This window comes from Erythrobacter mangrovi, assembly GCF_013260645.1.
GTDB lineage: Bacteria > Pseudomonadota > Alphaproteobacteria > Sphingomonadales > Sphingomonadaceae > Qipengyuania > Qipengyuania mangrovi.
Window position 1 is genome coordinate 1097295 of the sequence record NZ_CP053921.1, and the last position, 26338, is coordinate 1123632.

General features: G+C 63.1%; 27 protein-coding genes. 14 read left to right on the forward strand and 13 right to left on the reverse strand.

Annotation, left to right across the window (positions count from 1 at the left end; genetic code table 11):
• Positions 1-42: 42 nt before the first annotated feature.
• The 6 genes from HQR01_RS05715 to HQR01_RS05740 are packed head-to-tail and all read left to right on the forward strand — an operon-like array spanning position 43 to position 5879.
• Positions 43-309 (forward strand): DUF6489 family protein, encoded by a 267-nt coding sequence (locus tag HQR01_RS05715; protein ID WP_173213358.1) that lies wholly within the window; start codon positions 43-45, stop codon positions 307-309.
• Between the two features lie 14 nt (positions 310-323).
• Positions 324-1595 (forward strand): tRNA uridine-5-carboxymethylaminomethyl(34) synthesis GTPase MnmE, encoded by a 1272-nt coding sequence (gene mnmE, locus HQR01_RS05720; RefSeq protein ID WP_173213359.1) that lies wholly within the window; start codon positions 324-326, stop codon positions 1593-1595.
• A gap of 60 nt (positions 1596-1655) precedes the next feature.
• Positions 1656-3509 carry a tRNA uridine-5-carboxymethylaminomethyl(34) synthesis enzyme MnmG gene (gene mnmG, locus HQR01_RS05725; RefSeq protein ID WP_173213361.1) on the forward strand — a complete coding sequence of 618 codons (1854 nt, stop codon included), beginning with the start codon at positions 1656-1658 and terminating at the stop codon, positions 3507-3509.
• Complete coding sequence (gene rsmG, locus HQR01_RS05730; protein WP_173213363.1) at positions 3506-4135, forward strand: 16S rRNA (guanine(527)-N(7))-methyltransferase RsmG; 630 nt, start codon at positions 3506-3508, stop codon at positions 4133-4135. Before mnmG ends, rsmG begins: the two co-directional genes overlap by 4 nt.
• Positions 4132-4911, forward strand: a complete 780-nt coding sequence (locus HQR01_RS05735) for a ParA family protein (RefSeq protein WP_173213365.1) — start codon at positions 4132-4134, stop codon at positions 4909-4911. The genes rsmG and HQR01_RS05735 overlap by 4 nt, the downstream gene beginning before the upstream one ends.
• Positions 4908-5879, forward strand: a complete 972-nt coding sequence (locus HQR01_RS05740) for a ParB/RepB/Spo0J family partition protein (protein ID WP_173213367.1) — start codon at positions 4908-4910, stop codon at positions 5877-5879. The genes HQR01_RS05735 and HQR01_RS05740 overlap by 4 nt, the downstream gene beginning before the upstream one ends.
• Before the next feature lie 42 nt (positions 5880-5921).
• Here HQR01_RS05740 and HQR01_RS05745 read toward each other — a convergent pair whose 3' ends face one another.
• A complete protein-coding gene (locus HQR01_RS05745) occupies positions 5922-6188 on the reverse strand; it encodes a hypothetical protein (protein ID WP_173213369.1) in 267 nt (88 codons plus the stop codon).
• A 689-nt stretch (positions 6189-6877) separates the two neighbouring features.
• On the reverse strand, positions 6878-7360 hold the full coding sequence (locus HQR01_RS05750) for a GAF domain-containing protein (protein ID WP_173213371.1): 483 nt from the start codon (positions 7358-7360) through the stop codon (positions 6878-6880).
• 76 nt (positions 7361-7436) lie between these two features.
• On the opposite strand from HQR01_RS05750, the gene HQR01_RS05755 reads away from it, so the two are divergent.
• Positions 7437-8888, forward strand: a complete 1452-nt coding sequence (locus HQR01_RS05755) for a PQQ-dependent sugar dehydrogenase (RefSeq protein ID WP_173213373.1) — start codon at positions 7437-7439, stop codon at positions 8886-8888.
• 18 nt (positions 8889-8906) lie between these two features.
• Here the strand turns inward: HQR01_RS05755 and HQR01_RS05760 are convergent, their stop codons facing one another.
• Positions 8907-10646 (reverse strand): acyl-CoA dehydrogenase, encoded by a 1740-nt coding sequence (locus tag HQR01_RS05760; RefSeq protein ID WP_173213375.1) that lies wholly within the window; start codon positions 10644-10646, stop codon positions 8907-8909.
• 46 nt (positions 10647-10692) lie between these two features.
• Between HQR01_RS05760 and HQR01_RS05765 the strand changes: the two genes are divergently transcribed.
• Positions 10693-11619 carry an L-threonylcarbamoyladenylate synthase gene (locus HQR01_RS05765; RefSeq protein ID WP_173213377.1) on the forward strand — a complete coding sequence of 309 codons (927 nt, stop codon included), beginning with the start codon at positions 10693-10695 and terminating at the stop codon, positions 11617-11619.
• On the opposite strand, the gene HQR01_RS05770 is transcribed toward HQR01_RS05765, so the two are convergent.
• The 6 genes from HQR01_RS05770 to HQR01_RS05795 form a co-directional block, all read right to left on the reverse strand.
• Positions 11620-11874 (reverse strand): hypothetical protein, encoded by a 255-nt coding sequence (locus tag HQR01_RS05770; RefSeq protein WP_325064537.1) that lies wholly within the window; start codon positions 11872-11874, stop codon positions 11620-11622.
• 131 nt (positions 11875-12005) lie between these two features.
• Complete coding sequence (locus HQR01_RS05775; protein ID WP_234030266.1) at positions 12006-12827, reverse strand: head GIN domain-containing protein; 822 nt, start codon at positions 12825-12827, stop codon at positions 12006-12008.
• A gap of 142 nt (positions 12828-12969) precedes the next feature.
• Complete coding sequence (locus HQR01_RS05780) at positions 12970-13503, reverse strand: CarD family transcriptional regulator (protein ID WP_173213381.1); 534 nt, start codon at positions 13501-13503, stop codon at positions 12970-12972.
• 259 nt (positions 13504-13762) lie between these two features.
• Positions 13763-14101, reverse strand: coding sequence for a ferredoxin FdxA (gene fdxA, locus HQR01_RS05785; RefSeq protein ID WP_173213382.1), 339 nt, complete (start codon positions 14099-14101; stop codon positions 13763-13765).
• Between the two features lie 53 nt (positions 14102-14154).
• A complete protein-coding gene (locus HQR01_RS05790; protein WP_173213383.1) occupies positions 14155-14412 on the reverse strand; it encodes an RNA-binding S4 domain-containing protein in 258 nt (85 codons plus the stop codon).
• Between the two features lie 12 nt (positions 14413-14424).
• Entirely contained in the window at positions 14425-16923 is a 2499-nt protein-coding gene (locus HQR01_RS05795; RefSeq protein WP_234030267.1) for a helicase-related protein, read from the reverse strand.
• A 195-nt stretch (positions 16924-17118) separates the two neighbouring features.
• Between HQR01_RS05795 and HQR01_RS05800 the strand changes: the two genes are divergently transcribed.
• From HQR01_RS05800 to HQR01_RS05825, 6 genes are read left to right on the forward strand one after another with little or no spacing between them, the layout of a single operon-like run.
• On the forward strand, positions 17119-18729 hold the full coding sequence (locus tag HQR01_RS05800) for a M23 family metallopeptidase (protein ID WP_234030268.1): 1611 nt from the start codon (positions 17119-17121) through the stop codon (positions 18727-18729).
• A 39-nt stretch (positions 18730-18768) separates the two neighbouring features.
• Positions 18769-19767, forward strand: a complete 999-nt coding sequence (gene hemB, locus HQR01_RS05805; protein WP_173213384.1) for a porphobilinogen synthase — start codon at positions 18769-18771, stop codon at positions 19765-19767.
• The gene (locus HQR01_RS05810; protein WP_173213386.1) at positions 19760-20323 is read left to right on the forward strand and encodes a GNAT family N-acetyltransferase; all 564 of its coding nucleotides are present in this window, start codon (positions 19760-19762) and stop codon (positions 20321-20323) included. The genes hemB and HQR01_RS05810 overlap by 8 nt, the downstream gene beginning before the upstream one ends.
• Complete coding sequence (locus HQR01_RS05815) at positions 20316-20873, forward strand: GNAT family N-acetyltransferase (protein WP_173213388.1); 558 nt, start codon at positions 20316-20318, stop codon at positions 20871-20873. Before HQR01_RS05810 ends, HQR01_RS05815 begins: the two co-directional genes overlap by 8 nt.
• Positions 20870-21442: a gamma carbonic anhydrase family protein gene (locus HQR01_RS05820; RefSeq protein WP_173213390.1), complete on the forward strand. Its 573-nt coding sequence runs from the start codon at positions 20870-20872 to the stop codon at positions 21440-21442. The genes HQR01_RS05815 and HQR01_RS05820 overlap by 4 nt, the downstream gene beginning before the upstream one ends.
• Entirely contained in the window at positions 21423-21704 is a 282-nt protein-coding gene (locus HQR01_RS05825; protein WP_173213392.1) for a DUF167 domain-containing protein, read from the forward strand. Before HQR01_RS05820 ends, HQR01_RS05825 begins: the two co-directional genes overlap by 20 nt.
• On the opposite strand, the gene HQR01_RS05830 is transcribed toward HQR01_RS05825, so the two are convergent.
• The 4 genes from HQR01_RS05830 to HQR01_RS05845 all read right to left on the reverse strand — a co-directional run bounded on the left by HQR01_RS05830 (position 21701) and on the right by HQR01_RS05845 (position 26230).
• Entirely contained in the window at positions 21701-22216 is a 516-nt protein-coding gene (locus HQR01_RS05830) for a DUF1993 domain-containing protein (RefSeq protein WP_173213394.1), read from the reverse strand. The genes HQR01_RS05825 and HQR01_RS05830 overlap by 4 nt on opposite strands.
• A 101-nt stretch (positions 22217-22317) precedes the next feature.
• Positions 22318-23505: a glycosyltransferase gene (locus HQR01_RS05835; protein ID WP_173213396.1), complete on the reverse strand. Its 1188-nt coding sequence runs from the start codon at positions 23503-23505 to the stop codon at positions 22318-22320.
• Between the two features lie 22 nt (positions 23506-23527).
• Positions 23528-25900, reverse strand: a complete 2373-nt coding sequence (gene clpA, locus HQR01_RS05840) for an ATP-dependent Clp protease ATP-binding subunit ClpA (RefSeq protein ID WP_173213398.1) — start codon at positions 25898-25900, stop codon at positions 23528-23530.
• A gap of 129 nt (positions 25901-26029) precedes the next feature.
• The gene (locus tag HQR01_RS05845; protein ID WP_173213400.1) at positions 26030-26230 is read right to left on the reverse strand and encodes a DUF1192 family protein; all 201 of its coding nucleotides are present in this window, start codon (positions 26228-26230) and stop codon (positions 26030-26032) included.
• Between the last annotated feature and the right edge of the window lie 108 nt (positions 26231-26338).

The window sequence follows — 26338 nt, forward strand, 5'->3', positions numbered from 1 at the left end:
AAACCCAGATAAGGCGTACAGCGCCACAACGGAGGAAGCGCCATGAAGGTCCATATCGAAATCGACTGCACGCCCGAGGAGGCGCGGACCTTCATGGGCCTGCCCGATGTCGGCAAAGCTAATGATATCTATGTCGACATGATGGCCAAGGCCATGAAGGGCGTGTCGAATACCGACCAGCTACAGGAATATGCCAAGCAGCTCGCTCCGATGGGGCAGGCGGGCTTCAAGCTGTTCCAGAGCTTCATGGAGGGTGCCAACGCCGCCCGCAGCGGTTCGGGCCGTGGCAAGCCCCCCGACGAGGACTGAACCGGCCTGAGACAATGATTGATACGATTTTTGCCCTGTCGAGCGGCGCGCCGCCGGCTGGGATTGCGGTTATCCGGATCAGTGGGCCGGAAGCGGAATCGACGCTGTCTGCACTTTCAGGGCCTTGCCCGCCCGCGCGACGCCCGTCCTTGCGGGTGCTGCACAGTCGCCTGGGTGGCTTTCTCGACAAGGCGCTCGTGACATGGTTTCCCGGGCCCGCCACTGCCACAGGCGAGGACCTGGTGGAACTGCATTGCCATGGGGGCAGGGCGGTCGTTGCGGCGGTTCTGGGGGCGCTCGAGGCGATGCCCGGCCTACGCGAGGCACAGCCAGGCGAATTTACCCGTCGGGCCTTTATGAACGGACGGATTGATCTCACCGAAGCCGAAGGATTGGCTGATCTGCTGGCGGCAGAGACCGAGTGGCAACGGCTTGGAGCATTGGTTGCCGCTGGTGGTGCGCTGTCAAAGCGAATCGAGATCTGGCGCGAGTTGGTCCTGGGTTTGTCAGCCGAGGTCGAGGCTGCGATCGATTTTGGCGACGAGGATGATGTGGGTGAGCTTCCTGGCGATTTTGGGGAGTCGGTTGCCTTTGTCGCTGGCACGGTGGAGCGCGTTCTGGCGCGCCCATCGGCCGATCGCTTGCGTGAGGGGATACGCGTGGTATTCGCTGGACCGCCGAATGCCGGGAAATCATCTCTTTTCAATGCATTACTTGAAGAAGGCGTGGCGATTGTCTCGGCTGAAGCGGGCACAACCAGGGATGTGATCGAGCGACCGGTTTCGCTGGATGGCGTACCCTTCACCCTCGTCGACACGGCGGGTTTGCGTGAGGCAGGTGCGGGAGAGATCGAGGCAATCGGGATTGAGCGGGCGCGCGAGCAGCTGGTTCGGGCACAGATTGTGCTGTGGCTTGGAGACCCTGAGGACCGCCCTGAAGGATCGATCCTGGTGCAAACCAAATGCGATCTGGGGATGGCTGAGGTCGATGGTGCCTTTCGGGTTTCCGCAGTTACTGGGGAAGGTCTTCCAGTCTTGGTCGAAGAGATAATTCGGCTGGGCAAGGTGGCTTTGCCGCCGCGTGGCAATATCGCGTTCAACCGGCGGCAAAAGGCGGTGGCGACTCAGGCGCTAGAGTGTCTCAAGCGGGCGGGCGAGATCCGGGACCCCTTGCTGGTTGCGGAAGAGCTGCGGGCTGCACGTGCTGCGTTCGACGCTTTGAGCGGAAGAAACTCGACCGAAGAGATGCTCGATGCGTTGTTTGGTCGCTTCTGCATCGGCAAATGATGTTTCACGTGGAACACACTGTGCTTTGATTTCCGGCGTCGCGACGTTAGAGGCCCGCTTATGCATGATTTCGACATCCTCGTAGTCGGCGGCGGACACGCCGGCGTCGAGGCGGCTTGCGCCGCCGCGCGGATGGGCGCGCGGACAGCGCTGGTGAGTTTCGACCTCGATGCCATCGGGGCGATGAGCTGCAATCCAGCCATTGGTGGTTTGGGCAAGGGTCACCTTGTTCGCGAGGTGGATGCGCTCGATGGCATTATCGGTCGCGCGGCCGACGCGGCCGCGATTCACTATCGCATGCTCAACCGATCGAAGGGTAGTGCCGTATGGGGCCCCAGGGTCCAGGCGGACCGGCGCCTGTTCAAAGCGGCTGTGCAGTCGATGATCGCTGCTCAGGACGGCCTCTCATTGATCGCGGGGGAGGTGGCCGCTCTGCGCTTCTCGGGGCAGCGCGCGGCTGGTGTGGAACTGGCCGATGGAACCCAGCTTTCGGCACAAGCAGTGATCTTGTGCACTGGCACTTTTCTTGGGGGCGTGCTGTTTCGCGGAGAGGAGCGCTTCATCGGTGGGCGGGTGGGCGAGAATGCCGCACATCGACTGGCCAAGCAGTTGCGTGCAGCGGACCTGCCGATGGGGCGCCTCAAGACGGGGACCCCACCCAGGCTCGACGGGCGCACGATCGACTGGGGTGTACTCGAGGAGCAGGCTTCCGATCACGAAGCGTGGACCATGTCCTCACTGACGCAGGGTCGGATTAACCCGCAGGTCTTCTGTGCGGTCACGCGGACCAATGCTCGTGCGCATGACATCATTCGCGCCAATCTCGATCGCTCACCACTGTTCTCGGGTGCTATTGGCGCTGCTGGTCCGCGCTATTGCCCGTCGATCGAAGACAAGATCCATCGCTTCGGCGATCGCGATGGGCATCAGGTCTTCCTCGAGCCTGAGGGACTCGATACGCATCTGGTCTATCCCAACGGCATATCGACTTCGCTTCCTGCAGACGTCCAGCTGGCAATGCTGCGGAGCATGACAGGCTTGGAGAAGGTCGAGATAGTCGTTCCTGGCTACGCAGTCGAGTACGACCATGTTGATCCTCGCGCGCTAAGTTCGGGCCTCGAGCTCCACGCAATTCCAGGGCTATATTGCGCGGGACAGATCAACGGCACCACCGGTTACGAAGAAGCGGCCGCCCAAGGACTGGTTGCTGGGATGCAGGCCGCCGCCCAGGTCCTCGGTAAGGAACCGGCCGCCCTCGACCGGGCCAATTCCTATCTGGCGGTGATGGTGGACGATCTGACACTGCATGGGATCACCGAACCCTATCGTATGCTCACCGCGCGAGCGGAGTATCGGCTTCGCCTGCGGGCTAGCAATGCCGACACGCGCCTGACCCCGCTTGGCATGTTGGCTGGCCTGATCGGCGAAGAGCGTCGCACGTGGTTCGAATGCAGGACAGCGCGGCGGGCAAGGCTGGACGTAGTGTTCGATGGTCCCCTCCATGCGCGCGAACTGGCTGAGGCAGGGTTCCACGTGAAACGCGATGCTGGGGCACGGCCCGTTCGTGATTGGTTGTCGGCTGGCCATGTCGACCTCAACGGACTGGCGACAATATTCGATGCGATCGATCCCTTCGACGAGCTCGCGGTGGAAATGGCGGAGGACGCCTTCTATGCTCCCTATCTGGCGCGACAGCAGGCGGAATTGAGCGATTTGCGGGCAAGCGAGGCTCTCCGCCTGCCGGCGGACTTTCCCTATCGCGACGTCCCGGGACTTTCGAACGAAATGGTCGAACGGCTTTCCCTGGCGCGCCCTGCAGATATGGCTGCGGCCTCGCGGGTCCAGGGGGTTACACCGGCAGCTTTGGCGGCGCTGTTGGTACACGCCCGTAGGGTGGGTCAGCTGGCCGCATGATCGAAACCGAAGAACAGGCGCGTGCCTATGTCGCCGGGCTCTGCGATGGGCGCGCGATGGTGCGCCTCGAGCGTCTCGTCACGGCGCTGGGCGAAGAGAACGAACGCCAGAACCTGGTTGCGCGAAATTCTCTGTCCATGGTGTGGCAGAGGCACATCGCCGATTCCGCGCAACTCCTGAACCGGGACGATCTCGGTGTGGGCCCTTGGCTTGACCTGGGTAGCGGAGCGGGCTTTCCAGGGCTTGTCATCGCCGCAATGCGTCCGGAACTTCCTGTAATTCTGGTGGAATCACGCAAGCGGCGCATCGAGTGGCTGGCCCACTGTGTGCAGCTGCTTGGGCTCGGTGAGTGCCGGATCGAAGGTAGGCGACTCGAATTGGTCGAGTCCTTTCCTGCCCGGGTGATCTCCGCGCGGGCCTTCGCTCCACTCGATCGTTTGCTCCGCTTATCCGCACGCTTCTCCACAAGCGACACCCGGTGGCTGTTGCCCAAGGGGCGTTCGGCAGAGCAAGAAGTGCAGGGCCTCACAGAATCACTACGGCAAATGTTTCACGTGGAACACTCGCTCACCGATCCCGAGGCAGGAATCGTAATTGGCTGCGGCCAATGGAAGGAAACGGCATGATCACCATCGCGATCGCGAACCAGAAGGGCGGGGTGGGCAAGACCACCACGGCGATCAATATTGCGACGGCGATGGCCGCGACCGGGTGGAAGACGCTGCTGATCGACCTCGATCCCCAGGGAAACGCCTCGACCGGCCTCGGAATCGAGGCGGCCGCGCGCGAAAACACCAGCTACGACCTCCTGCTCGAGCAGGCGACGCTACCCGAATGTGTTTTGCCAACAGACATTCCCGGTCTCGACATCGTCCCGGCGACGCAAGACCTGTCCGGCGCCGAAGTTGAACTGGTTTCGGTAGAGGATCGCACGGGTCGGTTGACACAGGCATTGGCGCAGCATGCGCACGCCTACGAAGTCTGTTTCATCGACTGCCCGCCTTCACTGGGGTTGCTGACGCTCAATGCACTATGTGCGGCGGACACATTGCTTGTGCCGTTGCAGTGCGAGTTCTTCGCCCTCGAGGGCCTTAGCCAGCTGCTCCAGACCGTCGAGCGTATCCAGCAGGGTTTCAACCCCGATCTTGGTATCGTGGGGGTCGTCCTGACCATGTTCGATCGCCGTAACCGTCTAACCGATCAGGTCGCCGACGACGTACGCGATTGCCTGGGCGGATTGGTGTTCGAGAATGTCATACCGCGCAATGTTCGCCTCTCGGAGGCGCCGAGCCACGGCATGCCCGCTCTGGTTTACGACCACCAGTGTCCGGGTAGCCGCGCCTATATTGGCTTGGCTCGAGAATTGATTGGTCGCCTGCCCGAAACAAGGAAAGCCGCATGAGCGAGACCACGCCCGCCGCCCGTCCGATCGATCGCAAGAAGAAGCTCGGCCGTGGGCTCGGTGCGCTGCTCGGAGAGACGCGTCGCGAAGAGCCACTGGTCCGCCGGGAAGCTACTGACGATTCTGACCAGGGGGAGGCAACCGAGCCGAAGTCCGCCACCGCTATAACCAGCGGCCTCGCATCGATCCCGGTTGCCCGGATCGAGCCGCTGCCGGGGCAGCCGCGGACCCACTTTAACGAGGAGGCACTCGATGAACTGGCCTCCTCCATCGCGGCACGCGGGGTGATCCAGCCGATCATTGTCCGTCCGCTGGATGGCGGGCGCTACCAGCTGGTCGCGGGTGAACGCCGCTGGCGTGCAGCCCAGCGCGCGCGGCTGCATGAGATTCCAGCCCTGGTGCGGGAGCTTGAACAGCGCGAGGTAATGGCACTGGCGCTGATCGAGAACCTCCAGCGCGAAGATCTCAATCCCCTGGAAGAAGCCCGCGCATATCAAAAGCTTGCAGACGACGAGGGGATGACCCAGGCGGAGATCGCCAAGCTGGTCGACAAGTCGCGTAGCCATGTCGCCAACTTCCAGCGCCTGCTTGCCTTGCCGGACGACGTACTTGCCTTCCTGGCCGAGGGGTCGTTGTCGATGGGACACGCACGCGCCTTGATCGGACGCGAGGATGCGTCTGCGCTCGCCCGACGGGCGGTTAGCGAGAAGCTCTCGGTCCGTGAGATCGAAAAACTCTCTCGCGCACCGTCAAAAGCCGGTGAAAGAAAGGCGAAGAGACCGTCACCGCACGGGGCAACCGAGGACGCGGACATCACGGCGGTTCAGGGCCATCTCGAAGAGTTTTTGGGGATGCAGGTGCGCATCAAGATCGAAGCATCGCCCAACACTGGTACGGTCACGATACGCTATCGCACTCTCGACCAGCTCGACCTGATCTGCCAACGCCTGACGGGCGGAGATATCTAATAATTATCAGTTATTTACGACAGCTCTTGTGGTCCGACCGGTTTATCGATCGACTGCAATGTCTTCACGGTAAACTGCGCGCTGCGGCACCATGACCATCACCGGCACGAGCATGTATTGCCCACTGTCCGAATACTGCGCGTGGAACGCCCCACTGCGGGCGCTTTCCATGTAACTATCGAGATAGTCTTCGCACGTTGCCCGAACTTCGTAGCTGGCATCGACGGCTGCGGACTCGTCTTCTTCGACGACTTCGGGGCTCAAGCGTCGGCTACACTCCGCGAGCCAGCCAGCGCGATCAAACTGCACCAGCCGCCCACCCGGCGATAAAACGGGCTCATCACCTTGATAGATATAGATATATTGGCCGCTGCGGCCCTGCTACTGCGGTGGATCACTCGCGAAGCACCACCCGGTGCGGCAGGGTGACCGTAAATAGCAGGATACGCGTAGAACACTGACCCTTCGGGAACAGTTGCATACTCAACCCTGCGCACAATCCTATGAACCGCCGGGTCCTGGTGCGGCCGCGTTCCTTCAGGCGGGGGCCATCCCGGCACCGTGCCGCCATACTCCATCGCAGTCTCGACCTCACAGGCCGTGTAGGCATAATCGTCTGGTTCCACCGACGGGATTGTTTGCACTACCGGCTCTGAAACAAAGATGACTGTCCCATCCAGTCGTGAGGGAATTGCGCGTGTCGCCACACTCTCTTCACCGGGCTCTGCCGTACCCTCAATCTGATCGACTTCGCTCTGCTCATCGGCGAAATTGGTATTCGCCGGATGCGTAGTCGATCGGATCCTGCGCCAAAGCGACACCCGGTATCATTGCCAGCATGAAGGAAGCGATGCTTAAGCGGGATCGCAATTGCATGGGCCGACTCCTGCGACGAATCCCAGTCCCGTGGGCGGATCGATCGTGGCCCAGTGTTAACACCGCCGTTTGATCCGACAAAATTGTGCCCGTGGGCCTGCCCCGCAGCGGGTCAGCCGGCTCTAGATGCGATTCGCCAGCAAGGCAGCCAATGCCTCGATGCCCGCTTGGTCTTCCTCATCGAACCGCGCTGGCTTCGGGCTATCCAGATCGATCACCGCAACGACTACATCGTTGCGGATGATCGGTACCACCAGTTCCGAATTGGTCACCGAATCGCAGGCGATGTGCCCAGGAAAGGCGTGCACATCTTCTACCAGCTGGGTCAGGCCTTCGCTGGCGGCCACGCCGCAAACGCCCTTGCCCGGAGGGATCCGGATGCAAGCCGGGCGACCGCAGAATGGACCCAGCACCAGTTCACCCCCCACCATCCGGTAGAAGCCTGCCCAGTTGAGATCGGGAAGGAAGTCCCACAGCAAAGCGGCAATGTTGGCCATATTGGCTACCGCATCGGGTTCACCATCGGTGAGGGCCGATGCCGCGTCGATCAGCTGGCGATATGCTTCGGGCTTGGGGCAATCCGGCGCAGGGCGAAAATCATACATCGCGCCGATCTAGTGCGGCCGGAGCCTGCTGCAACCCCCATTGCCGCCTCCAGAGGTCTCGCCTATCCGATGAGTCATGAGCACTCTCAAGAAAGTCGGCATCGGCCTTGTCATCGCCCTGTTGGTCATTGCCGCGGGCCTATGGTTCATCACCCGCGGCGATACGGCGACGATGCCCTGGGCCGAAGTCACTGGCACTGAGCCGCAGCTCGAGGAGCCTTCCGAAGAAGCGATCCCGACGGTGGCCATCGCGGACCCTATTGGTTGGGGCGCGGATGAAACCCCGATCGCGGCCGAGGGTCTCGTCGTCTCCCGCTTCGCGGACGGGCTTGAGCACCCACGTACGCTGCAGGCGCTGCCCAACGGCGATATCCTGGTGGCCCTAAGCCGCGCACCCCAAGAAAAGGGTAGCGGTTTCGAGGCCTGGATCGCCGAAAGGCTCATGGCAAAGGCTGGGGCAACCGGTCCCTCGCCCAACCAGGTGCTGCTCCTGCGCGACACCGACAACGACGGGAAGGCGGATGTGAAGCAGGTCCTGCTCGACGGGCTGGACTCTCCCTCTGGCCTCGCATGGGGCGATGGCGTGCTCTATGTGGCCAACCATAATGCCGTACTGGCTTATCCCTACGAACTCGGTGCGGCCAAGGTTTCTGGAGCAGCCCGAAAGATCGCCGATCTGGCGCCCGGCGGTAATCACTGGATGCGCAACCTGGCGCTGAATCCCGATGGGACCAAGCTCTATGCCGCAGTCGGTTCGGCCAGCAATATCGCCGAGCGCGGGCTCGAAGTTGAGGAGGGCCGCGCACTCATCTGGGAAATCGACGTGGCTACCGGTCGGCAGCGGGTCTTTGGCGCAGGATTGCGCAACGCCAACGGACTCGACTTCAGCCCGTGGTCCGGGGAGTTGTGGACTACCGTCAATGAGCGCGACATGCTCGGGTCGGACCTCGTCCCGGACTATCTTACCAATGTGCCTGTCGGTGCCCATTATGGCTGGCCATGGGTCTATTGGCGCGACAATTACGACAAGCGGGTCAAATACCCCATCCCGTCCTTCATCAGCTACGTTCGCACTCCCGAATATGCCATGGGTCCCCATGTTGCCGCACTGGGCCTGGTGTTCAGCAAGGAAGGCGCCCGCTTGGGCGACAAGTTTGCGAATGGAGCCTTTGTCGCTCAGCATGGATCGTGGAACCGCAAACCGCCTTCGGGCTACGATGTCGTCTACGTGGCTTTCGACGCGCGCGGAAACCCCATGGGCAAACCTGTTCCGGTCCTCTCCGGTTTCCTGACGGGCGATGGCAAGACCCACGGGCGGCCGACCTGGGTGGAATGGGCGGGAGATGGCGCCTTGCTAGTGAGCGATGATACGGCCGGCATTATCTGGCGGGTGATTGCACCAGGTGCCAAGCCACAGGCAGGCATTGCGCGTATCACGGGCAAGCGTCTCCCGCCGCAGCGGGAGCTTCGCGGGCAGTCCGCGACCTTCGGTGCCGATGATTTTGCACGTAGCGTTACGGCTGAGTAAGTCGCGCCGCGCGACTTCTCAGCCCGCTAGCTGGGCCGTGTCGAGCGCGTAGAGGTCAGCTGCTCCGGCAATTGCCGAGGCGCGCAGGCCCGTAGCCTCTGGTACGATCCGGTCGAGGAAGAAGCGGACGCTGGCACGCTTCGCCGCGGCGTTCGCAGGGTTATCTTCGGCTTCGACCGCACGGAGCTGGCGCAACATCTGCCATCCAGCGACCGCCACGGCGAGCATGGTGCAGAACGGCACGGAGCCTGCCAGGCGATCATCCAGACTGGCATCCGATCGGAGCCAGTCGGCCACTGCGGTGCAATCCTGGGCCAGCGCCGCCAAGCTCGGCTCGTCCCCGCCATCGCGCAAGATATCGGCAATTAGGCCAAGCAGCGCTTGCCCATCCTCAAGACCCAGCTTCCGCGTCACGAGGTCGGCTGCTTGGATGCCGTTGGTCCCTTCGTAGATCGGTGCAATCCGCGAATCGCGCCAATGCTGGGCTGCACCGGTTTCCTCGATAAAGCCCATGCCGCCATGGATCTGCACGCCAAGGCTGGCGACCTCGATCCCCACATCCGTACCCCAGGCCTTGATAAGTGGGGTGAGAACCTCGGCGCGCGCCGCGGCGCCAGTATCGCCGAGTGTCCCGCGGTCCACCTGACCAGCGGTGTAATAGAGCAGCGCGCGGGCTCCTTCGGTCAGCGCTTTCATGCGCAGCAGCATCCGGCGGACATCCGGATGTTCAATGATTGCCACCGGAGCACGACCGGGCGATCCGGCCCGCGCGGACTGAATCCGGTCCCGGGCATAGGTCAAGGCTTGCTGGGTCGCGCGTTCGCCGATCTGAACTCCCTGGTTTCCGACATTGATGCGCGCATTGTTCATCATCGTGAACATCGCCGCGAGTCCGCGGTTTGGCACACCGACCAGCTCGCCGATGCATTCGCCATTGTCGCCGTAGCTCATCACGCAGGTCGGCGACGCGTTGATACCGAGCTTGTGTTCGATACTGACACAGCGAAGGTCGTTCCTCGAACCGAGTGAACCGTCGGTGTTCACATGATACTTGGGGACGATGAACAGCGAGATTCCCCGGCTCCCCTCCGGCGCGTCGGGGAGCCGCGCAAGCACTAGGTGTATGATGTTTCGCGACAGTTCGTGTTCGCCCCAGGTTATGAAGATCTTCGTGCCGGTGATGCGGTACTTGCCGGCATGCTCGCCCTCGGCAATGGGCACGGCGGTCGAGCGCAGTGCGCCGAGGTCCGAACCCGCCTGCGGCTCGGTCAGGTTCATCGTTCCCGACCATTCGCCACTCACCAGCTTGGGCAGGTATTTCTGCTGAAGTTCCGGCGCCCCATGGTGCTCAAGCGCCTCGATTGCACCGACACTGAGCATGGGCAGGAGATTGAAGGCCATGTTCGCCGTGCCGAGGTTTTCGAGCACATTGCAGGCCAGCGTGAACGGCAGGCCCTGGCCGCCGAAGTCGACAGGTCCGGCAATCGCATTCCAGCCCTGCTCCACATAGGCCTGGTAGGCCTCCGCAAAGCCCTCAGGCAGACGTACCACGCCATTGGCCAGTTTCGAGCCCTCCAGATCGCCTAGCCGATTGAGCGGCGCCCACTCGCCCGCCGCGAACTGGCCAATACCTTCGACGATCGCTTCGACCATGTCGGGCTCTGCTGAGGCGAAGCGGGCGCTTTGGGCAAGATCGCCAATACCCGCGTTGACACGGATGGCGAGCAGTTGGTCTTGGGTAGCGGCGGCGTAGGTCACAGGCATTCCTCTTGGCTTTGCGCACGTCCAGATATAGCGCGCAGGCATGAGCCGCAAATACGCTACGGAAATGCTCCAGCCAGATGCTGAGGGAATCGCACATGCGGCGAAGATTTTGCGGGCCGGTGGGCTTGTCGCGGTGCCGACGGAGACTGTCTATGGCCTAGCTGCCCGCGCCGATAGTGGCGCCGCTGTGGCACGAATCTACGAAGCCAAGGGACGACCAAGTTTCAACCCGCTCATCGTGCATGTTGCGACGCTGGACCAGGCTCGGCGCCTGGCCGAGCTTTCGCCTGAGGCAGAGCACCTCGCCGCGACGCATTGGCCGGGGCCGCTGACCCTTGTTCTTCCTCGCCGTCGCGACGCCACACTGGCAGAAGCGGTGACCGCCGGGCTCGATACGGTGGCACTGCGCATGCCTGATCATCCCGTTATGTGTTCGCTATTGGAAGCTGTCGATTTTCCCCTCGCGGCACCCTCGGCCAATCGCAGCGGCTTTATCAGTCCCACTACCGCAGCACATGTCCTTGCTTCACTCGACGGGCGGATCGAGGCCGTCATCGATGGCGGCGCATGTCGGGCTGGCGTAGAGTCGACGATCGCCGCGGTCCGTGCGGATGGGTCGATTGAAGTCCTGCGCCCAGGTCCTATCAATCTGGGGCAAATCTCTCGCGGATCCGGGATCGAAGCGCCCGGCCAGCTGGCCAGCCACTATGCCCCCGGGAAACCCGTTCGCCTCAATGTGTCGGAAGTTGCGCCAGACGACTTCGTGATCGGTTTCGGTGCCGTGCGCGGCGACTGTACACTTTCCGCTTCCGGCAATCTCAACGAGGCGGCGTCACGGCTCTATGCCTGCCTGCATGAGGGGGCGCGGTCGGAAAAGCCACGCATCGCGGTCGCACCGGTTCCAGAGAGCGGTATCGGCATTGCGATCAACGACAGGTTGCGCCGCGCAGCGACGCCGCCTGCTTGATCAGCGCTCGACGGGCTCCACCGGTATTGTCGGCAGGATCTGCTGGATTTCGGCATAGGTTGTCACTGCATTGTCGCAGGCGCGGCGGTTGCCTTCCTGGCATTCGTCGAGCTGCTTTTCGTATTGCCGTTGGAGCTTGGCGAGCCGCGCTTCGCGCTGGCGGATCTCTCGTCCGCGCTTCTGGTCCGCTTCCGATTGGCTTGTCGTTGCGAGGTCAACTCCCTTGCTGGCGACACGGACTGGCGCGGTCGCCACATCATAAGCCGCCTTCGCGATACAGCCCTGTAGAAGCAGGGCTGCAGGTAGGGAGGCAGATAAGACTAGGCGGCGCATGGCAATTCCTTCCATGCGCCGCCTAGCTGGATTGTTGTGAGCCGTCGATGAACTCAGGCTTCAGGTGCCTCCGGGGCCTCCGGTGCAGTAGGGGGTTCGGGAGCCTCCGTAGCCACAGGAGCCTCAGTTGTGCCCTGTGCAGACTTGCAGTTGAGCTTGCCCGAACCCATGGCGCTGACGGTGCAATTGGCGCGGCCATGGACGGTCACGGTGCCCGATCCCATGATGCTCGCATCAACCGTGCCGTCGGAAGAAAACTCGGTGTCGCCCGAACCGGCGACCGAAATGTCGGCGGTATCCACCTTGAGCCCCGCCATGCGTGCTCGACCCGAGCCGGCCACGGTCATGTCGAGCTTGTCGGCGCTGCCCGAGGCCTCGAAATCGCCCGATCCGGCGATCGTCAAGTCGAGCGCTTCGGCGGTGACCTTGGCAACGCTTGCCTTGCCCGATCCGGCAATGGTTACGTCTGCCTTGCCAGATAGCGAGGCGGCCTCGATTGAGCCTGATCCGGCAAGTACGATCCCGGTGAGGCCGGGCAGCGTCACGCGGATCGTAGCGGTGCCCTTGTCCTTCCAGCCATCCTTGCCGCGAACGATGCCCAGCGTGTCGCCATCCAGCGAGAAGCGCAGCGCGTCTACAGCGTCCTGATCGCCTGAGACATCGATATCGAGGGTATCCCCGTCGCTGACTATGACCCGGTCGGGGCTGGCGAGCACCAGTTCGGTCGGCGCCTTTCCGCTCATGTCGAGTTCGGACAGCGGCACGGCGTCTTCGTCACCGATGCGCACTTGCATGCCGTCGCAACCCGAAACCAGGACAGCGCCAGCGAGCGCGGCGACCGGGGCGAGGCCTTTGAGTATCTTGTGGATCATCATCGAAGCAGTTCCTTGTATGCCGATAGTCCGTGTTGCCGTTATAATACAGCGAGTGCCAGCATTCAAGCCAAACGAAAGGGGCCGCCCCTTGCGGAGCGGCCCCAAACGCTATTTTCGTCGAAGCTGGGAAGGCGCCGGTCGATCAGGCCTCTTCGGTGTTCTCGTAATACTGCGGCGCGTGTTCGCGCAGCACGTCGAGGATCTTGCCGAGCGCGGTCGGCTCGTCGGTCTTCTCCATCGCCGCCAGTTCGCGGGCCAGGCGGCTCGAAGCCGCTTCGAAGATCTGGCGTTCCGAATAGCTCTGTTCTGGCTGGTCTTCGGGGCGGAACAGGTCGCGGGTCACCTCGGCGATCGACACGAGGTCGCCCGAATTGATCTTGGCTTCGTATTCCTGCGCGCGGCGCGACCACATGGTACGCTTGACCTTGGGCTTGCCCTTGAGCGTTTCCATCGCTTCCTTCAGCGTCTTGTCGCTCGACAGCTTACGCATGCCAATCGATTCAACCTTGTTGACGGGAACGCGGAGCGTCATGCGCTCCTTCTCGAAACGGAGGACGTAGAGATCGAGCTGCATGCCTGCGATTTCTTCGCTTTGCAGCTCCACGACGCGTCCCACGCCGTGCTTGGGGTAAACAACGTAATCGCCAACGTCGAAGGCATTCGCCTGGCTTGCCATGCAATCCATCCTTTCGTCCGGGCGCGGCCGCTGAGGGGCTGCAGCGTCACCAAGAGACCGTACCGCGATCCATGGAGCGGAGCGCGGTGTGGAACCTTCGGTGTCGTTGCTTGGGTGGCCTGCCCTTCCAATTCTTCACACCTGACCGGGAGCAAACCGGTGCAGTTGTTGCATTATATAGCACAGTCGCAAGAAAATTGCGAATCGCAATTCACATCGACCGGAAGTGGCATGGCGGCGCGCCCTGCGCGCGGAGGAATCAGTCGCCTTCGCCGGGCTCGGGAGAGAAGTACTTGTCGTACTTGTCATCTTCGCCCTTGTGCTCGTCAGCATCCGCAGGCGCATCCTTGCTCTGCGTGATGTTCGGCCATTCGGCGGAGAACTTGGTGTTGAGCTCGAGCCACTTCTCCAGCCCATCCTCCGTGTCGGGGAGAATCGCTTCGGCGGGGCATTCCGGCTCGCACACGCCGCAGTCGATGCATTCGCTGGGGTTGATGACGAGCATGTTCTCGCCTTCGTAGAAGCAGTCGACCGGGCAGACCTCGACGCAGTCGGTGTACTTGCACTTGATGCAGGCGTCGGTGACGACATAGGTCATGGGTAGTCGGATCCCTTGCGAAGTGTTTCCCTGAATCCTGCTGCTAGGGCCGATTATTGCTTTGGGTCAAGCTCCCGATAGCAGGCCTGCGCCTCACGCGGCGGGCCACGCCGTTCGGGCAGGGCGAGTATTTCTACTAGGCGGACAAACTTGCCGAGTGGGATCGTCAGGATGTCGCCGACGCGTACGTCCTGCGAGCCACGGGTGACGCGTTCCCCATTGCGCCGGATCAGGCCCTGTTCGACCAGCTTTTGCGCCGCGCTGCGTGTGCGCACGAAACGCAAGGTACACAGCAAACGGTCGATCCTCACGGACGCGCCATCTCAGCGAATCAAGTCTGCCAATGCAGCAAAGGCGCTGCCTTCACGCGGCTGGGCAGGCGCAGCGCGTTCCTGCTTGCGGCGCGAAGGACGCCATTCCCACAGGTCCGGCCGCGGAGGGCCGCACACGCCTTCCGCCAACGGCCTTGCGCGCTGGATCCGGAAACCCGCGCCTCCCAGCAACCGGATGACACTATCCTGTTCGAGGCCGATCGATATCGGCAGGGCCAGGTCGACCACGAACTTGCGCCGCCGGTCCTTGGCCTGCGCCTTGGCGCGGGCTTCGTGTGCGGCGCGCAGGATCTTCTCGGCCAGATCGATGCGGATCGCCTGCTCACCAGCCGGACGATACCCCGATGGGAGCTTCTTGCCCCCGGCAATGACCGGTAGCATCGCCTCCTGCAACGGCCTTCGATCGATCCCAAGGGCACTCAACAGCTGGCGCGGGGCCGGTTTGAGTAGTGCCGGTGCGAAGATGTCGAGCGCCCCGAAGGTCACCCCGATCTTCCTGAGAAACGGCCGCATTTCCTTGGGCAGGTGCTCGATTCCCGCTCGCTCGCGGCTGGTGTAGCCGTGGCCGGCGATGAGGTTGAGCAGCAGCGCACGCGCCTGCGAGCCGGCCTCGGGATCCCTCGCCGCCATGTGAAGCCGCTCCAGCGGCTCGAGCGGGGCGAGTTTGGCTTCGAGCCAGCGCGTCAGTGCAGAGAGCAGCGCCTCGCTTGCCCGATTGGGCAAGGCGGCGACCTCACGCGAGGGATGCAACACCGGCGTCACGGTGCCGTCGCGGACCTCGAGCCGTGCCAGCTCCTCGCCTTTCCAGCGAAGCGTACCCCTGCCGAGCTCTATTTCTGCCAAATCGGACGCAGCCAGCGCTTCCGCCCTTTGGCCGAGCAAGCGCGGAAGCGCCTTTTCGGCTGCAGCCAGCAGCATCCGGCGATCCTCATGGCGAGCACCGGGGTCAACCGCGAAGCGGAAGCCCGTGACCGTGCCGAGCTGCTCATCCTCTACGGTCACGCTACCGTCCTCGCTCAACGTAATAGGCAGCATGCCGGTGTCTTCACCCAGCGATTTCATCAGGATTGCGGTCCTCCGGTTAACGAATCTCTCAGTCAGTCGCGCATGCAACGCGTCCGACAGTTTGGCCTCGACGCCGCGCGCCCGCGACGCCATTTCGTCACGCGCCAGCACCCAATCGGGTCGCTGGCAGATATAGGCCCAGCTGCGAATCGCCGCGATCCGCCCCTGCAGCGTATCGATGTCGCCCGCCATATTGGCGAGTTCGCTGATTCTCGCTGCGACATAATCCGCGCCAAGATAACCTTCGCTGAGATCCTGCCACAGCCGCGCAACGAAGCGGGCGTGCACGTCCGGGCCGCGCTGGCGAAAATCAGGCAGAGAACAGGCTTCCCAGAATCGCCGCACCATGCCGGGACTGCGCACATTGATCGCGACCGCATCTTCGGCGAGGGTTTTGAGTGTCGTCAGGTCGATCGCTTCGGGGGCAAGGCGCAGCGCGGGATCTTCCGGCGTTGCTTCAAGATCGTCGATCAGCCGCTGCAGCGAATCGAAACGAGGCTCAGGCTCCCGCCAGAACAGGTGCGTGAGCGGCGCGAAGCGATGCTCTTCGATCGCGTAGACCTCTTCATCGGTGAACTCGGGCGCTTCGCTGCGTTGCCCAGCCAGGGTGCCGAATGTGCCGTCGCGCTGGTGGCGGCCTGCCCGCCCGGCGATCTGAGCCATCTCGGCCGGCAAAAGGCGCCGCATACGGACCCCATCGAACTTGGTAAGCCCGGCGAAAGCGACGTGGTTTACATCGAGGTTGAGCCCCATCCCGATCGCATCGGTAGCGACGATATAGTCGACCTCTCCGCTCTGGAAGAGCGCTACCTGCTTGTTGCGGGTCTCCGGGCTTAACGCGCCCATGACTACAGCGGCACCGCCGCGAAAACGGCGCAGCATTTCCGCCACCGCGTAGACCTGCTCCGCACTGAAAGCGACAATCGCGCTGCGCGGGGGTAGGCGGGATAACTTGCGTGGGCCGATATGCTTGAGCGTCGAGAATCGCGGCCGGTCCGAGATCTCCGCCTTGGGGATGAGTTGGCGGACCAGCGGCTCGACCGTCGCCGAACCCAGCAGCATGGTTTCCTCGCGCCCGCGTGTGTTGAGCAGGCGATCGGTGAAAATGTGGCCACGCTCACGATCGGCGGCGAGCTGGGCTTCATCGAGCGCGACGAAGGCCGATCCGGCACCATCGCGCGGCATCGCCTCGACCGTGCAGCACAGATACCGTGCGGTGTTCGGTTCGATCCGCTCTTCACCGGTGATCAATGCGACCTGGCTGTCACCCTTGATTGCCCGGACGCGATCGTAAACCTCCCGAGCCAGCAGGCGCAGTGGGAAGCCCATGCAGCCGCTCGAATGCGCTACCATGCGCTCGATCGCGAGATGCGTCTTGCCGGTGTTTGTGGGTCCGAGAACCGCCTTGATCGCGCTATCCTGCACCTCGCCCCTGTGGCAGCGACGCCCGCGGGCTGCAACAGCCTGCCGAGAGGCAGACTCGTTTCATCGCATGCCGGACTCGCATGGTCGCAAGTTAAGCCCGTCTTTACTTTGTTTTGGCAGGAAAAGCAGGCAAGGGACGTGCAGGGATCGGGCCTTCCCGTTCACGCGCGGGCGGCCATGGACGGAGGGTGAGGCGTGTACACGTCCCATGGGGACATCAGCGAAAGCACCGAAAACGGCATCACGGGCGGACCTGGCCAGCCAGCCGCCGCGCTTGCGCACGACCAAGTGCTACCCATTCGCCCGACTACCGCTGCTTCGTGGGACCACCTGCGCATTCAGGTTTCTCAACGCCTTCAGGCCTTGGACCTCGCACCCGATCTAGGGTCCGAAATCGGCAGCAAGCGTTGGTTTCGCGGTCTCGGCACCTTCATCGGCCTCTCTGCCTTCGCACTCTCTTTCTGGCCCAGCTTTGCCCCGCTCGAAGCCGCTCCGATGGAGCGGATCGACGATGCTGTACGCGATGAATATCGCAGCCAGATGATCCTCCCGCTTGCGCTTGGCGCGGATAGCGGCCGCCACATGGGCGCGACTTCGTTGGTCGAGCCATTGAGCGAGGCTCCTGAACGCCCGCGGATCGAGCTTCTGGCGACGCTGGGCCAGGGCGATAATTTCGATCGGATGCTGCGCCGCGCAGGGGTCGGAACGGGAGACACCCAGAGGGTCCTCGACATGATTGGCGGCGCTCTTCCCCTGGCTGAAATCGAGCCGGGAACACAGGTCGATATTATACTCGGTCGCCGGCCAGCCCCTGGGGCGCCGCGCCCCCTCGAGAAACTGGCCTTCCGTGCGCGGTTCGACCTCGAACTCGAAGTTGGCCGCTTCGAGGATTCCGGCCCCCTGGCTCTCGTGAAGAAGCCGATCCGCGTCGACGACACGCCCCTGAGGATTCGCGGTACCGTGGGCAGCAGCCTCTACCGTTCGGCACGAGCCGCCGGCGCCCCGGCCAGTGCCGTACAGTCCTATCTCAAGACCCTTAGCCAACAAGTCGATTTGGACCGCGACCTGCGTGCGACGGATACATTTGACCTGATCATTGCACATCGTCGGGCAGCGACCGGCGAACGCCAGGCTGGCCAGCTCCTATTCGCCGGCATCGATCGCGGTGAGAAGCCGAAGGTCCAGCTGATGCGCTGGGGGCGCGATGGCGAATTCTACGAGGCATCGGGCGTGGGCGAGCAGCGTGGGGGTTTGATGGCCCCGGTCAGCGGCCGGGTGGGCTCGCGCTATGGCATGCGGCGGCACCCGATCCTCGGCTATACCCGCATGCATTCGGGCCTCGACTACAAGGCTGGCTACGGTGCGCCGATCGTCGCCGTGACCGATGGCGTCGTGCTGTCCGCCGGTCGCGCGGGCGGTTGCGGCAACGCGGTGAAGCTGAGCCATGGGGGCGGGCTGCAGACGCGCTATTGCCACATGAGCCGCATGGCCGTGAGCGGTGGCCAGCGCGTACGCCGTGGGCAGGTGATCGGCTATGTCGGTTCGACAGGCCTCTCGACCGGTGCGCACCTGCATTATGAAATGTATCGCAACGGCCGCGCGGTCGACCCTGCCTCGGTCAAGTATGTCACGCGCGCGCAGCTGTCGGGCACTGAGCTGCAGCGGTTCCGGCAGACGCTGTCGACCCTGCGCCAGGTCGAAGTAGGTGCTGCCCTCGCCGACCTGGTTCCCACCTCCAGCGAAGTTGCCGAAGAAGCACCAAAGCGTGAAATCGACAAGCTCGACGTGCCCAAACCGCTCCGCTGAGATTGCGCCTTGCAATTCCTTGCGGCACAGCGCCTTCCCATGAGTGATGCAAGCTACCCCGCGACGCGTCTGCGCCGCACTCGTGTCAGCGGCTGGAGCCGCGCGATGCACCGTGAAACGGTGATGACTCCTGCCGACCTGATCTGGCCCCTATTCGTGACCGGAGGCTCGGGCATCGAGGAACCGATCGCGAGCCTGCCCGGCGTATCGCGATGGTCAGTAGACGGAATCGCCAAGCGAGCGAAGGAAGCTGTCGAACTGGGTATCCCGTGCATTGCGCTGTTTCCCAACACCCAGCCCGAAAGGCGCAGCGATGATGGGGCCGAGGCGCTCAATCCCGATAATCTCATGTGCCAGGCGATCAGGGCGGTCCGCGACGCATGCGGCGGAGACGTCGGGATCCTCACCGACGTGGCGCTCGATCCCTATACCAGCCATGGCCAGGACGGTCTGCTCGACACGAGCGGTTATGTGGTCAACGACGACACGGTAGCGGTCCTGGTCGACCAGGCGGTCAACCAAGCCAATGCCGGCGCCGACATCATTGCGCCTTCCGACATGATGGATGGCCGTGTGCGGGCGATCCGCATGGCGCTTGAGATGAGCAACCATCCCAATGTCCAGATCATGGCCTATTCAGCGAAATACGCCTCTGCCTTCTACGGCCCGTTCCGCGATGCCGTGGGGTCGGGCGGCCTGCTCAAGGGTGACAAAAAGAGCTACCAGATGGACCCAGCGAATGGCGACGAGGCGATGCGCGAGATCGCACTCGATATCGCCGAAGGCGCCGATAGCGTCATGGTCAAGCCCGGCCTTGCCTACCTCGACATCATTTGGCGGGCCAAGCAGCGTTTCGGCGTGCCGGTATTTGCCTATCAGGTGAGCGGCGAATACGCGCTGATCGAGGCCGGTGCCGCTTCGGGCATCGCCGATCGCGAGGCGTTGCTGATGGAGAAGCTGCTGGCATTCAAGCGAGCCGGCTGCTCCGGGGTTCTCACCTACCACGCACCGGTTGCTGCACGCCTCCTCAATGGCTGAGTACCGTCGAGAATCCGATCGCCTCATCCTGCGCGATTGGCGGGGCGATTTCGATTGGGAAGAGTTCTTCCTGGTTACCAATACCCCCGAAGTTATGCGTTGGCTGGGCGGATGTTTCGACGAGGCTGGGTGCTTGAAGCAACGCGAGCGGGTGGAAGCTTGCCGCTTGCGCAATGGCTTCTGCTTCTGGGCACTGGAGCGCAAGGAAGACGGCGCGCTGCTGGGGTTTTGCGGATTGAAGCGCGCTGATGCGCTGGGTTCGACAGTGACCGGACAAATGGAGATCGGCTGGCGCTTGCGCGAAGATGCCTGGGGCAGGGGGTATGCCAAGGAAGCCGCCAATGCCGCGCTGGCTGCTGCCTTCGGCGAGTTCGGTGCCAAGGAAGTCGTTGCGCTCACCGTTGCCGACAATACGGCAAGTTGGGGCCTGATGCTCAAGCTGGGAATGCGCCGGCGTGAAGAGCTGGATTATCCTGATGAACGCTATGATCACCCCTGGCGCGATACGGTGGTCTACTCGATCGATCGCACTACATGGGAGCGCCGCGATGGCTGACATAATTGCCGAAACCGATCGCCTGATCCTGCGAACTATAGACGAGGGCGATGCACTCGAGCAGGACCGCGTGCTCAACACGCCAAGGGTCATGGCACGGCTGGGCGGCGTGAAGGAGTTGCATGAGATCGAGGCCAAGCACGCCACGTCGCGCGCGCTCTATGCCCAGGAAGGCTTCAGCTTCCTGTTCATGATCGAAAAGGCGACCGGCGAATTGGTCGGCCATTGCGGCATCAAGCGGGTCGATCACCCATTAGCCAAGAACCAGGGCGATCACGAGGTCGGCTGGCTGGTGCGCGAGGACCGCTGGCGGCGCGGCTATGCTGAGGAGGCCATGCGTGCGGTTCTCGATTGGGCGTTCGGTCGGGTGTGCGCGCCGCATGTCGTCGCACTGACCAGCGAGCTCAATGTCGGCAGCTGGAAGCTAATGGAAAAGCTTGGCATGATGCGCCGCAAAGACCTCGATTTCGAAGATCCGGCCTTTCCGCCGGAAGATCGCACCACGATCCTCTATTCACTCACCAAAGAGCAGTGGGAGAATGCCCGATGACCGCGACTCGCCCCGGCGTGACCACCATCCCGATCCATGGAAAGGCGCCGCGTATCCACGATAGCGCATTTGTCGCTCCTGGCTGCGTAATCGTTGGTGATGTCGAGATCGGCGCGGACAGCTCGATCTGGTACAATTGCGTACTCCGCGCAGATGTAAGTCGTATCGTGATCGGCCAGCGCTCGAACATCCAGGACGGCAGCGTGTGTCACTGCGACCCGGAACGCCCGGGCGATCCCGAGGGCTCGCCGCTGATCATCGGTGACGACGTGCTGGTCGGGCACATGGCCATGATCCACGGCTGTACCATAGAAGACCGCGGCTTCGTGGGTCTCGGTGCAATCGCCATGAACAAGGCGGTGATCGGTTCGGATGCCATGCTCGCGGCCGGCGCGATGTTGACCGAAGGCAAGGCGATCGGCGCGCGCGAACTGTGGGGCGGTCGCCCGGCCCGCAAGATGCGCGATCTCGACGAAATGGCGATCATGGGCATGCGGATGGGCGTCGCGCACTATGCCGACAACGCGAAGCACCATGCAGCGGCGGTAGATGAAGCGCTCAAGGGCTGAACTGCCCGATGCCGATGCCTTGCGTGCCCTGATCGACAAGGCGGGGTGGCTGGCGGTTCGCGCCACGCCCGGAGCGCGCAGCGAAGCCCTGCGGATCGAGGACGGACGGGTATTGGTGAAGGTTCGTGCCAAGCCGCAGGACGGGGCGGCGAACGAGGCGGTGATCCGCCTCGTTGCACAGGCACTGAACCTCGCCCCGTCGCGCGTCGAATTGTTGCGCGGCGCAACTTCGCGCGAGAAACTGTTGCGGATTGCGACCTAGGCGGCCGCGGGGGCCTTCAGGTACTTCATCATGAACGGGACGTAATCGGCCTTCCCGACTGCTAGGCCTTCCATCCGCAGCAGGGCATAGGTTGCCATCAGGTGGAAGTAGAACTGCGGCAGAACCCAGTCGCGAACATATTCATGTGCCTGCATCGCGAAGGCCATGCCGTTGGGCAGGTCGAACTCCACGGTCGCGTCGGCGGCGGGCCAACTGGCGGGATCGGTCGCAACAACCAACTCCTTGACCTTGGCGATCCGCGCCTTGGCATCGGTCAGGTCGGTGATGTCGCTCTCATCGAGCTCAAGCTCGAGATTTCCCAGGCGATTGAGCGCAATCACCACCTGTGCGGTGGTGAAGCGGATCTGCGTGGCCAGCGGGAACATGTCTTCCGCCAGTTGCGCCTGCAACAAGGCATCGCCCTTTGCATGCTCGCTTGCCTTGCCGACCAGATGATCGAGCGTTCCAAGCATGTTGGTGAAAGTGGCAAGCGTGGCAGTGGCGTAAGACATAGGGCTCTCTCCTGGAATGATCCCGGTGAGTTAGGGAGCGGCCGCGCCAGTATCAACGATCCCTCCCGATCAAACCGAACAATGACCGGGTTCCAGTGTGGTTAACCGGCCTCTCCCGCGCGCAGCCGCTCGATCCGCGCCTCGACTTCCGGATTTCCCGGAAAGGCGATAGCCTCGATCGTGTCGGCAAAGCGCTCGCTGTCGCCGAACCACGCCAGCTCGGCACAGGCGTCGCGCATTGCGAGCCATTTCGCGGCGGGGCCGTCCATGCGAGTCATTGCGTCGGCCAGGGCATGGCTGGCGCCGGTGGGGACGACAAAACCATTGTGGCCATCGCGGATCAGCAGATCGCGGGCACCGACCTGCATGCTGACGATTGTGGGCAGGCCCAATGCGACGGCCTCGTTGACCACCAGGCCCCACTGCTCCTCGACGCTCGGAAGTACCAGCGCGAATGCAGCGTTCATTTCGCGCGCACTTTCCTGTGGTCCGAGGAATCCCGTCCAGCGAATGCGCTGTTCGACGCCAAGGTCTTTCGCCTGCGCTTCCAGTTCCGCCTGCAACGGTCCTGCCCCGGCCAGCACCAGGCCTCGCGGCCGCGGGACGGAAGCACAATAGCGCGTATAGGCATCGAGCAGGAGATGGAGGCCCTTCTTGGGCACGAAGCGTCCGAGGAACAGGAACGGCCGCCGCTCGAAGTCGGGTTCCTCACTACCAGCGGCCAAGTGCCGCAACCGCGCATTGGAAAGCGTATCATAGCCCGGCCACAGGCGCTTCGCCGGCAGCCCGAGGCTGCGATAGTAGGCGTGACTGCGCGGCCCGGCGAGAATGCCACCGTAATAGGCGCGGAGGAGGGTGCGCTTGAGCCATTCGGCTGCGCCGTGCCGCCGATAATCGTCGGCCTTGGAATCGGAGCAAAAGAACACCGCCGCGCCGCGACGCCTGAGCTGCCAAGCAAGCAGGGCGGTGCCGGGATCGCTACTGGCCAGACCAAGGATCACGACATCGTGCCCCGGCAGTGCGTCACGAAGCGCGCGATGCCGTCGGCGCCGGGGAATATCCTCTGCATCCACACCGGGAACGAGGGTCTGCTTGGTTACCCCGTCGATCGGGCCGGATGGCGCCCATGCGTAGCGGCGCGAGCCCGAGGCGACTTCCACGCCAGTGACAAGCGCCCGGCCCCGCAGCCGCCGCGCGACCGCCTCGCAGCGATCGACATGGTAGGGCGCGAACTGCTCCCAGACGAGCGCGATGCGCCGGGGCGCGGCCTGAGCCGGCCCGGTGCTCAACGGACTATCCGCAAGTCAGCTGTCAGCTTTCACCTGCGCCCTTGTTCGCCTTGGCGCCGGGCTTCTTCGGCGCCGCCTTCTTCGCGGCGGCCGGCTTCTTGCGCTTCGGGCCGCCCTTCGGTGGGGCTGGCGTAAGTTCGAAAGCGGGCTTGCCGTCCTTGATCGACACCTGCACCTCGCCGCCGTCCGCGAGCTTACCGAACAGCAGCTCCTCCGCCAGCGGTTGCTTGATCTTCTCCTGGATCAAGCGGGCCATGGGACGCGCGCCATAGAGGCGGTCGTAGCCCTTGTCGCCCAGCCAGGCGCGCGCTTCCATGTCGAACTGGATATCGACATCCTGTTCGGCGAGTTGCAGTTCGAGCTGGAGGATGAACTTGTCGACCACGCGGGCGACCGTCTCCTTGCCAAGATAACTGAACGGCACGATCGCATCGAGGCGGTTGCGGAACTCGGGGGTGAACATGCGCTTCACCGCCTCTTCGCTCGCGTCCTCCTTGCTCACATCGCCGAAACCGATGCCCTGGCGCGCCATGTCGGCTGCGCCGGCATTGGTGGTCATGATCAATACGACGTTGCGGAAGTCGACTGTCTTGCCGTGGTGGTCGGTCAGGCGGCCATTATCCATCACCTGCAGCAGGATATTGAACAGGTCGGGGTGCGCCTTCTCGATTTCGTCGAGCAGCAGCACACAATGCGGATTCTGGTCGACTGCGTCGGTCAGCAGGCCGCCCTGATCGTAGCCTACGTAGCCCGGGGGCGCGCCGATCAGGCGACTGACGCTGTGGCGCTCCATGTATTCGGACATGTCGAAGCGCTTGAGCTCGATGCCCATGATGCTGGCGAGCTGCCGCGCAACCTCGGTCTTGCCGACGCCGGTCGGACCCGAAAACAGGAACGAGCCGATCGGCTTGTCCGGATCGCGCAGGCCTGCGCGGCTGAGCTTCATCGCGGTCGACAGCTTCTCCACCGCGGCGTCCTGGCCGAACACGACATGCTTGAGGTCGCGTTCGAGATTCTCGAGAGCCTTTTTGTCGTCGCTGGACACCGTCTTGGGCGGGATGCGCGCCATGGTCGCGATCACCGCCTCGATCTCGCGTGCGGTAATCTTCTTCTTGCGGCGGCTCGGCGGCACCAGCATCTGCATCGCGCCAACTTCGTCGATCACGTCGATCGCCTTGTCGGGCAGCTTGCGGTCGTTGATGTAGCGTGCCGACAACTCCACCGCGGTCTTCAACGCATCTGCGGTGTAGGTGACCTTGTGGTGGTTCTCGAAGGCGCTCTTGAGGCCCTTGAGGATCTTGATCGTGTCTTCCACCGTGGGTTCGTTCACGTCGATCTTCTGGAAACGGCGCAGTAGCGCGCGATCCTTCTCGAAGTGGTTGCGGAACTCCTTGTAGGTGGTCGAACCGATGCAGCGGATCGCACCGCTCGATAGCGCCGGCTTGAGCAGGTTCGAAGCGTCCATCGCCCCGCCGCTAGTGGCGCCAGCCCCGATAACTGTATGAATTTCATCGATAAACAGGACCGCGTCGGGCATGCCCTCGAGTTCGTTGACGACCTGCTTGAGCCGTTCCTCGAAGTCGCCGCGATAACGCGTTCCGGCGAGCAGCGCACCCATGTCGAGCGAGTAGATCACCGCGTCCTGCAGGACTTCGGGCACGTCGCCTTCGACGATCTTGCGCGCCAGGCCCTCGGCGATGGCGGTCTTGCCCACGCCCGGATCGCCGACATAAAGCGGGTTGTTCTTCGATCGGCGGCACAGGATCTGGATCGTCCGGTCGACTTCGGGCCCGCGGCCGATCAGCGGGTCGACCTTCCCGTCTTCCGCCTTCTGGTTGAGGTTGACCGTGAACTGATCGAGCGCGGTTTCTTTCTTGCCTTTGGCTTCAGCCTTATCTTCGCCCTGCGCTTCGCTTTCCTCCGCGCCCTGCGGCGGACGGCTTTCGATCTGCTTGCCGCCCTTGCCGATGCCGTGGCTGATGAAGCTCACAGCGTCGAGCCGGCTCATGTCCTGCTGCTGGAGGAAGTAGACCGCGTAGCTGTCGCGCTCGGAAAACAGCGCCACCAGCACGTTCGCGCCCGTGACCGTATCCTTGCCCGAGGATTGCACGTGCAGGATCGCGCGCTGGATTACCCGCTGGAATCCTGCAGTCGGCTGCGGGTCGGAGCTGTCGTCCGACTTGAGCGATTGGTACTCCTGCTCGAGGTACTGGCGCACCACATTGCCGAGTTCGTCGAGATCGACGCCGCAGGCGGTCATCACCTGGGCCGCATCCTCGTCTTCGATCAGCGCCAGCAGCAGGTGCTCGAGCGTGGCATACTCATGCCGTCGCTGGCCTGCATCGCTAAGCGCTGCGTGGAGGGTCTTTTCGAGATTGGCTGCGAAACTGGGCATTCAGGTGGTCTTTCCAAGGGACTCGCCAAAGGCGAATTGGGGACAGACTATCGGCAGAAGGTTAGCCGAAGCTGTATAGACAGTCGATATGGGTGCCTCGCGAGGAAAGTGCAGCCCCCGCATCACCAACTAATCCTTTCGCCCGAACAAGGCCTCGGCCGCGTCGCGGTGGGCGGCTGCCTTGGAGCGATGTCTCTCTACGCGTGCTATCTCGGCTTCGAGCAGGGCAATCCGCTCGGCGAGTTCGTCCTGCGAATAGGGGGCGAGATCTTCTGTCGCGAGCCGGTCGGCTGCGTCGCCCCGGGGGCGCGGACGGTCGTCTTCATCCATTGGTGGCAATCTCGCAATTCTCGGTGGTTGCTGTCAACGGGGCCGCGCGTTAATGCACCGCAGCGTGGCGGCGGAGCCACGCTGGCAAAGCGCGCGACAGGGGAAATT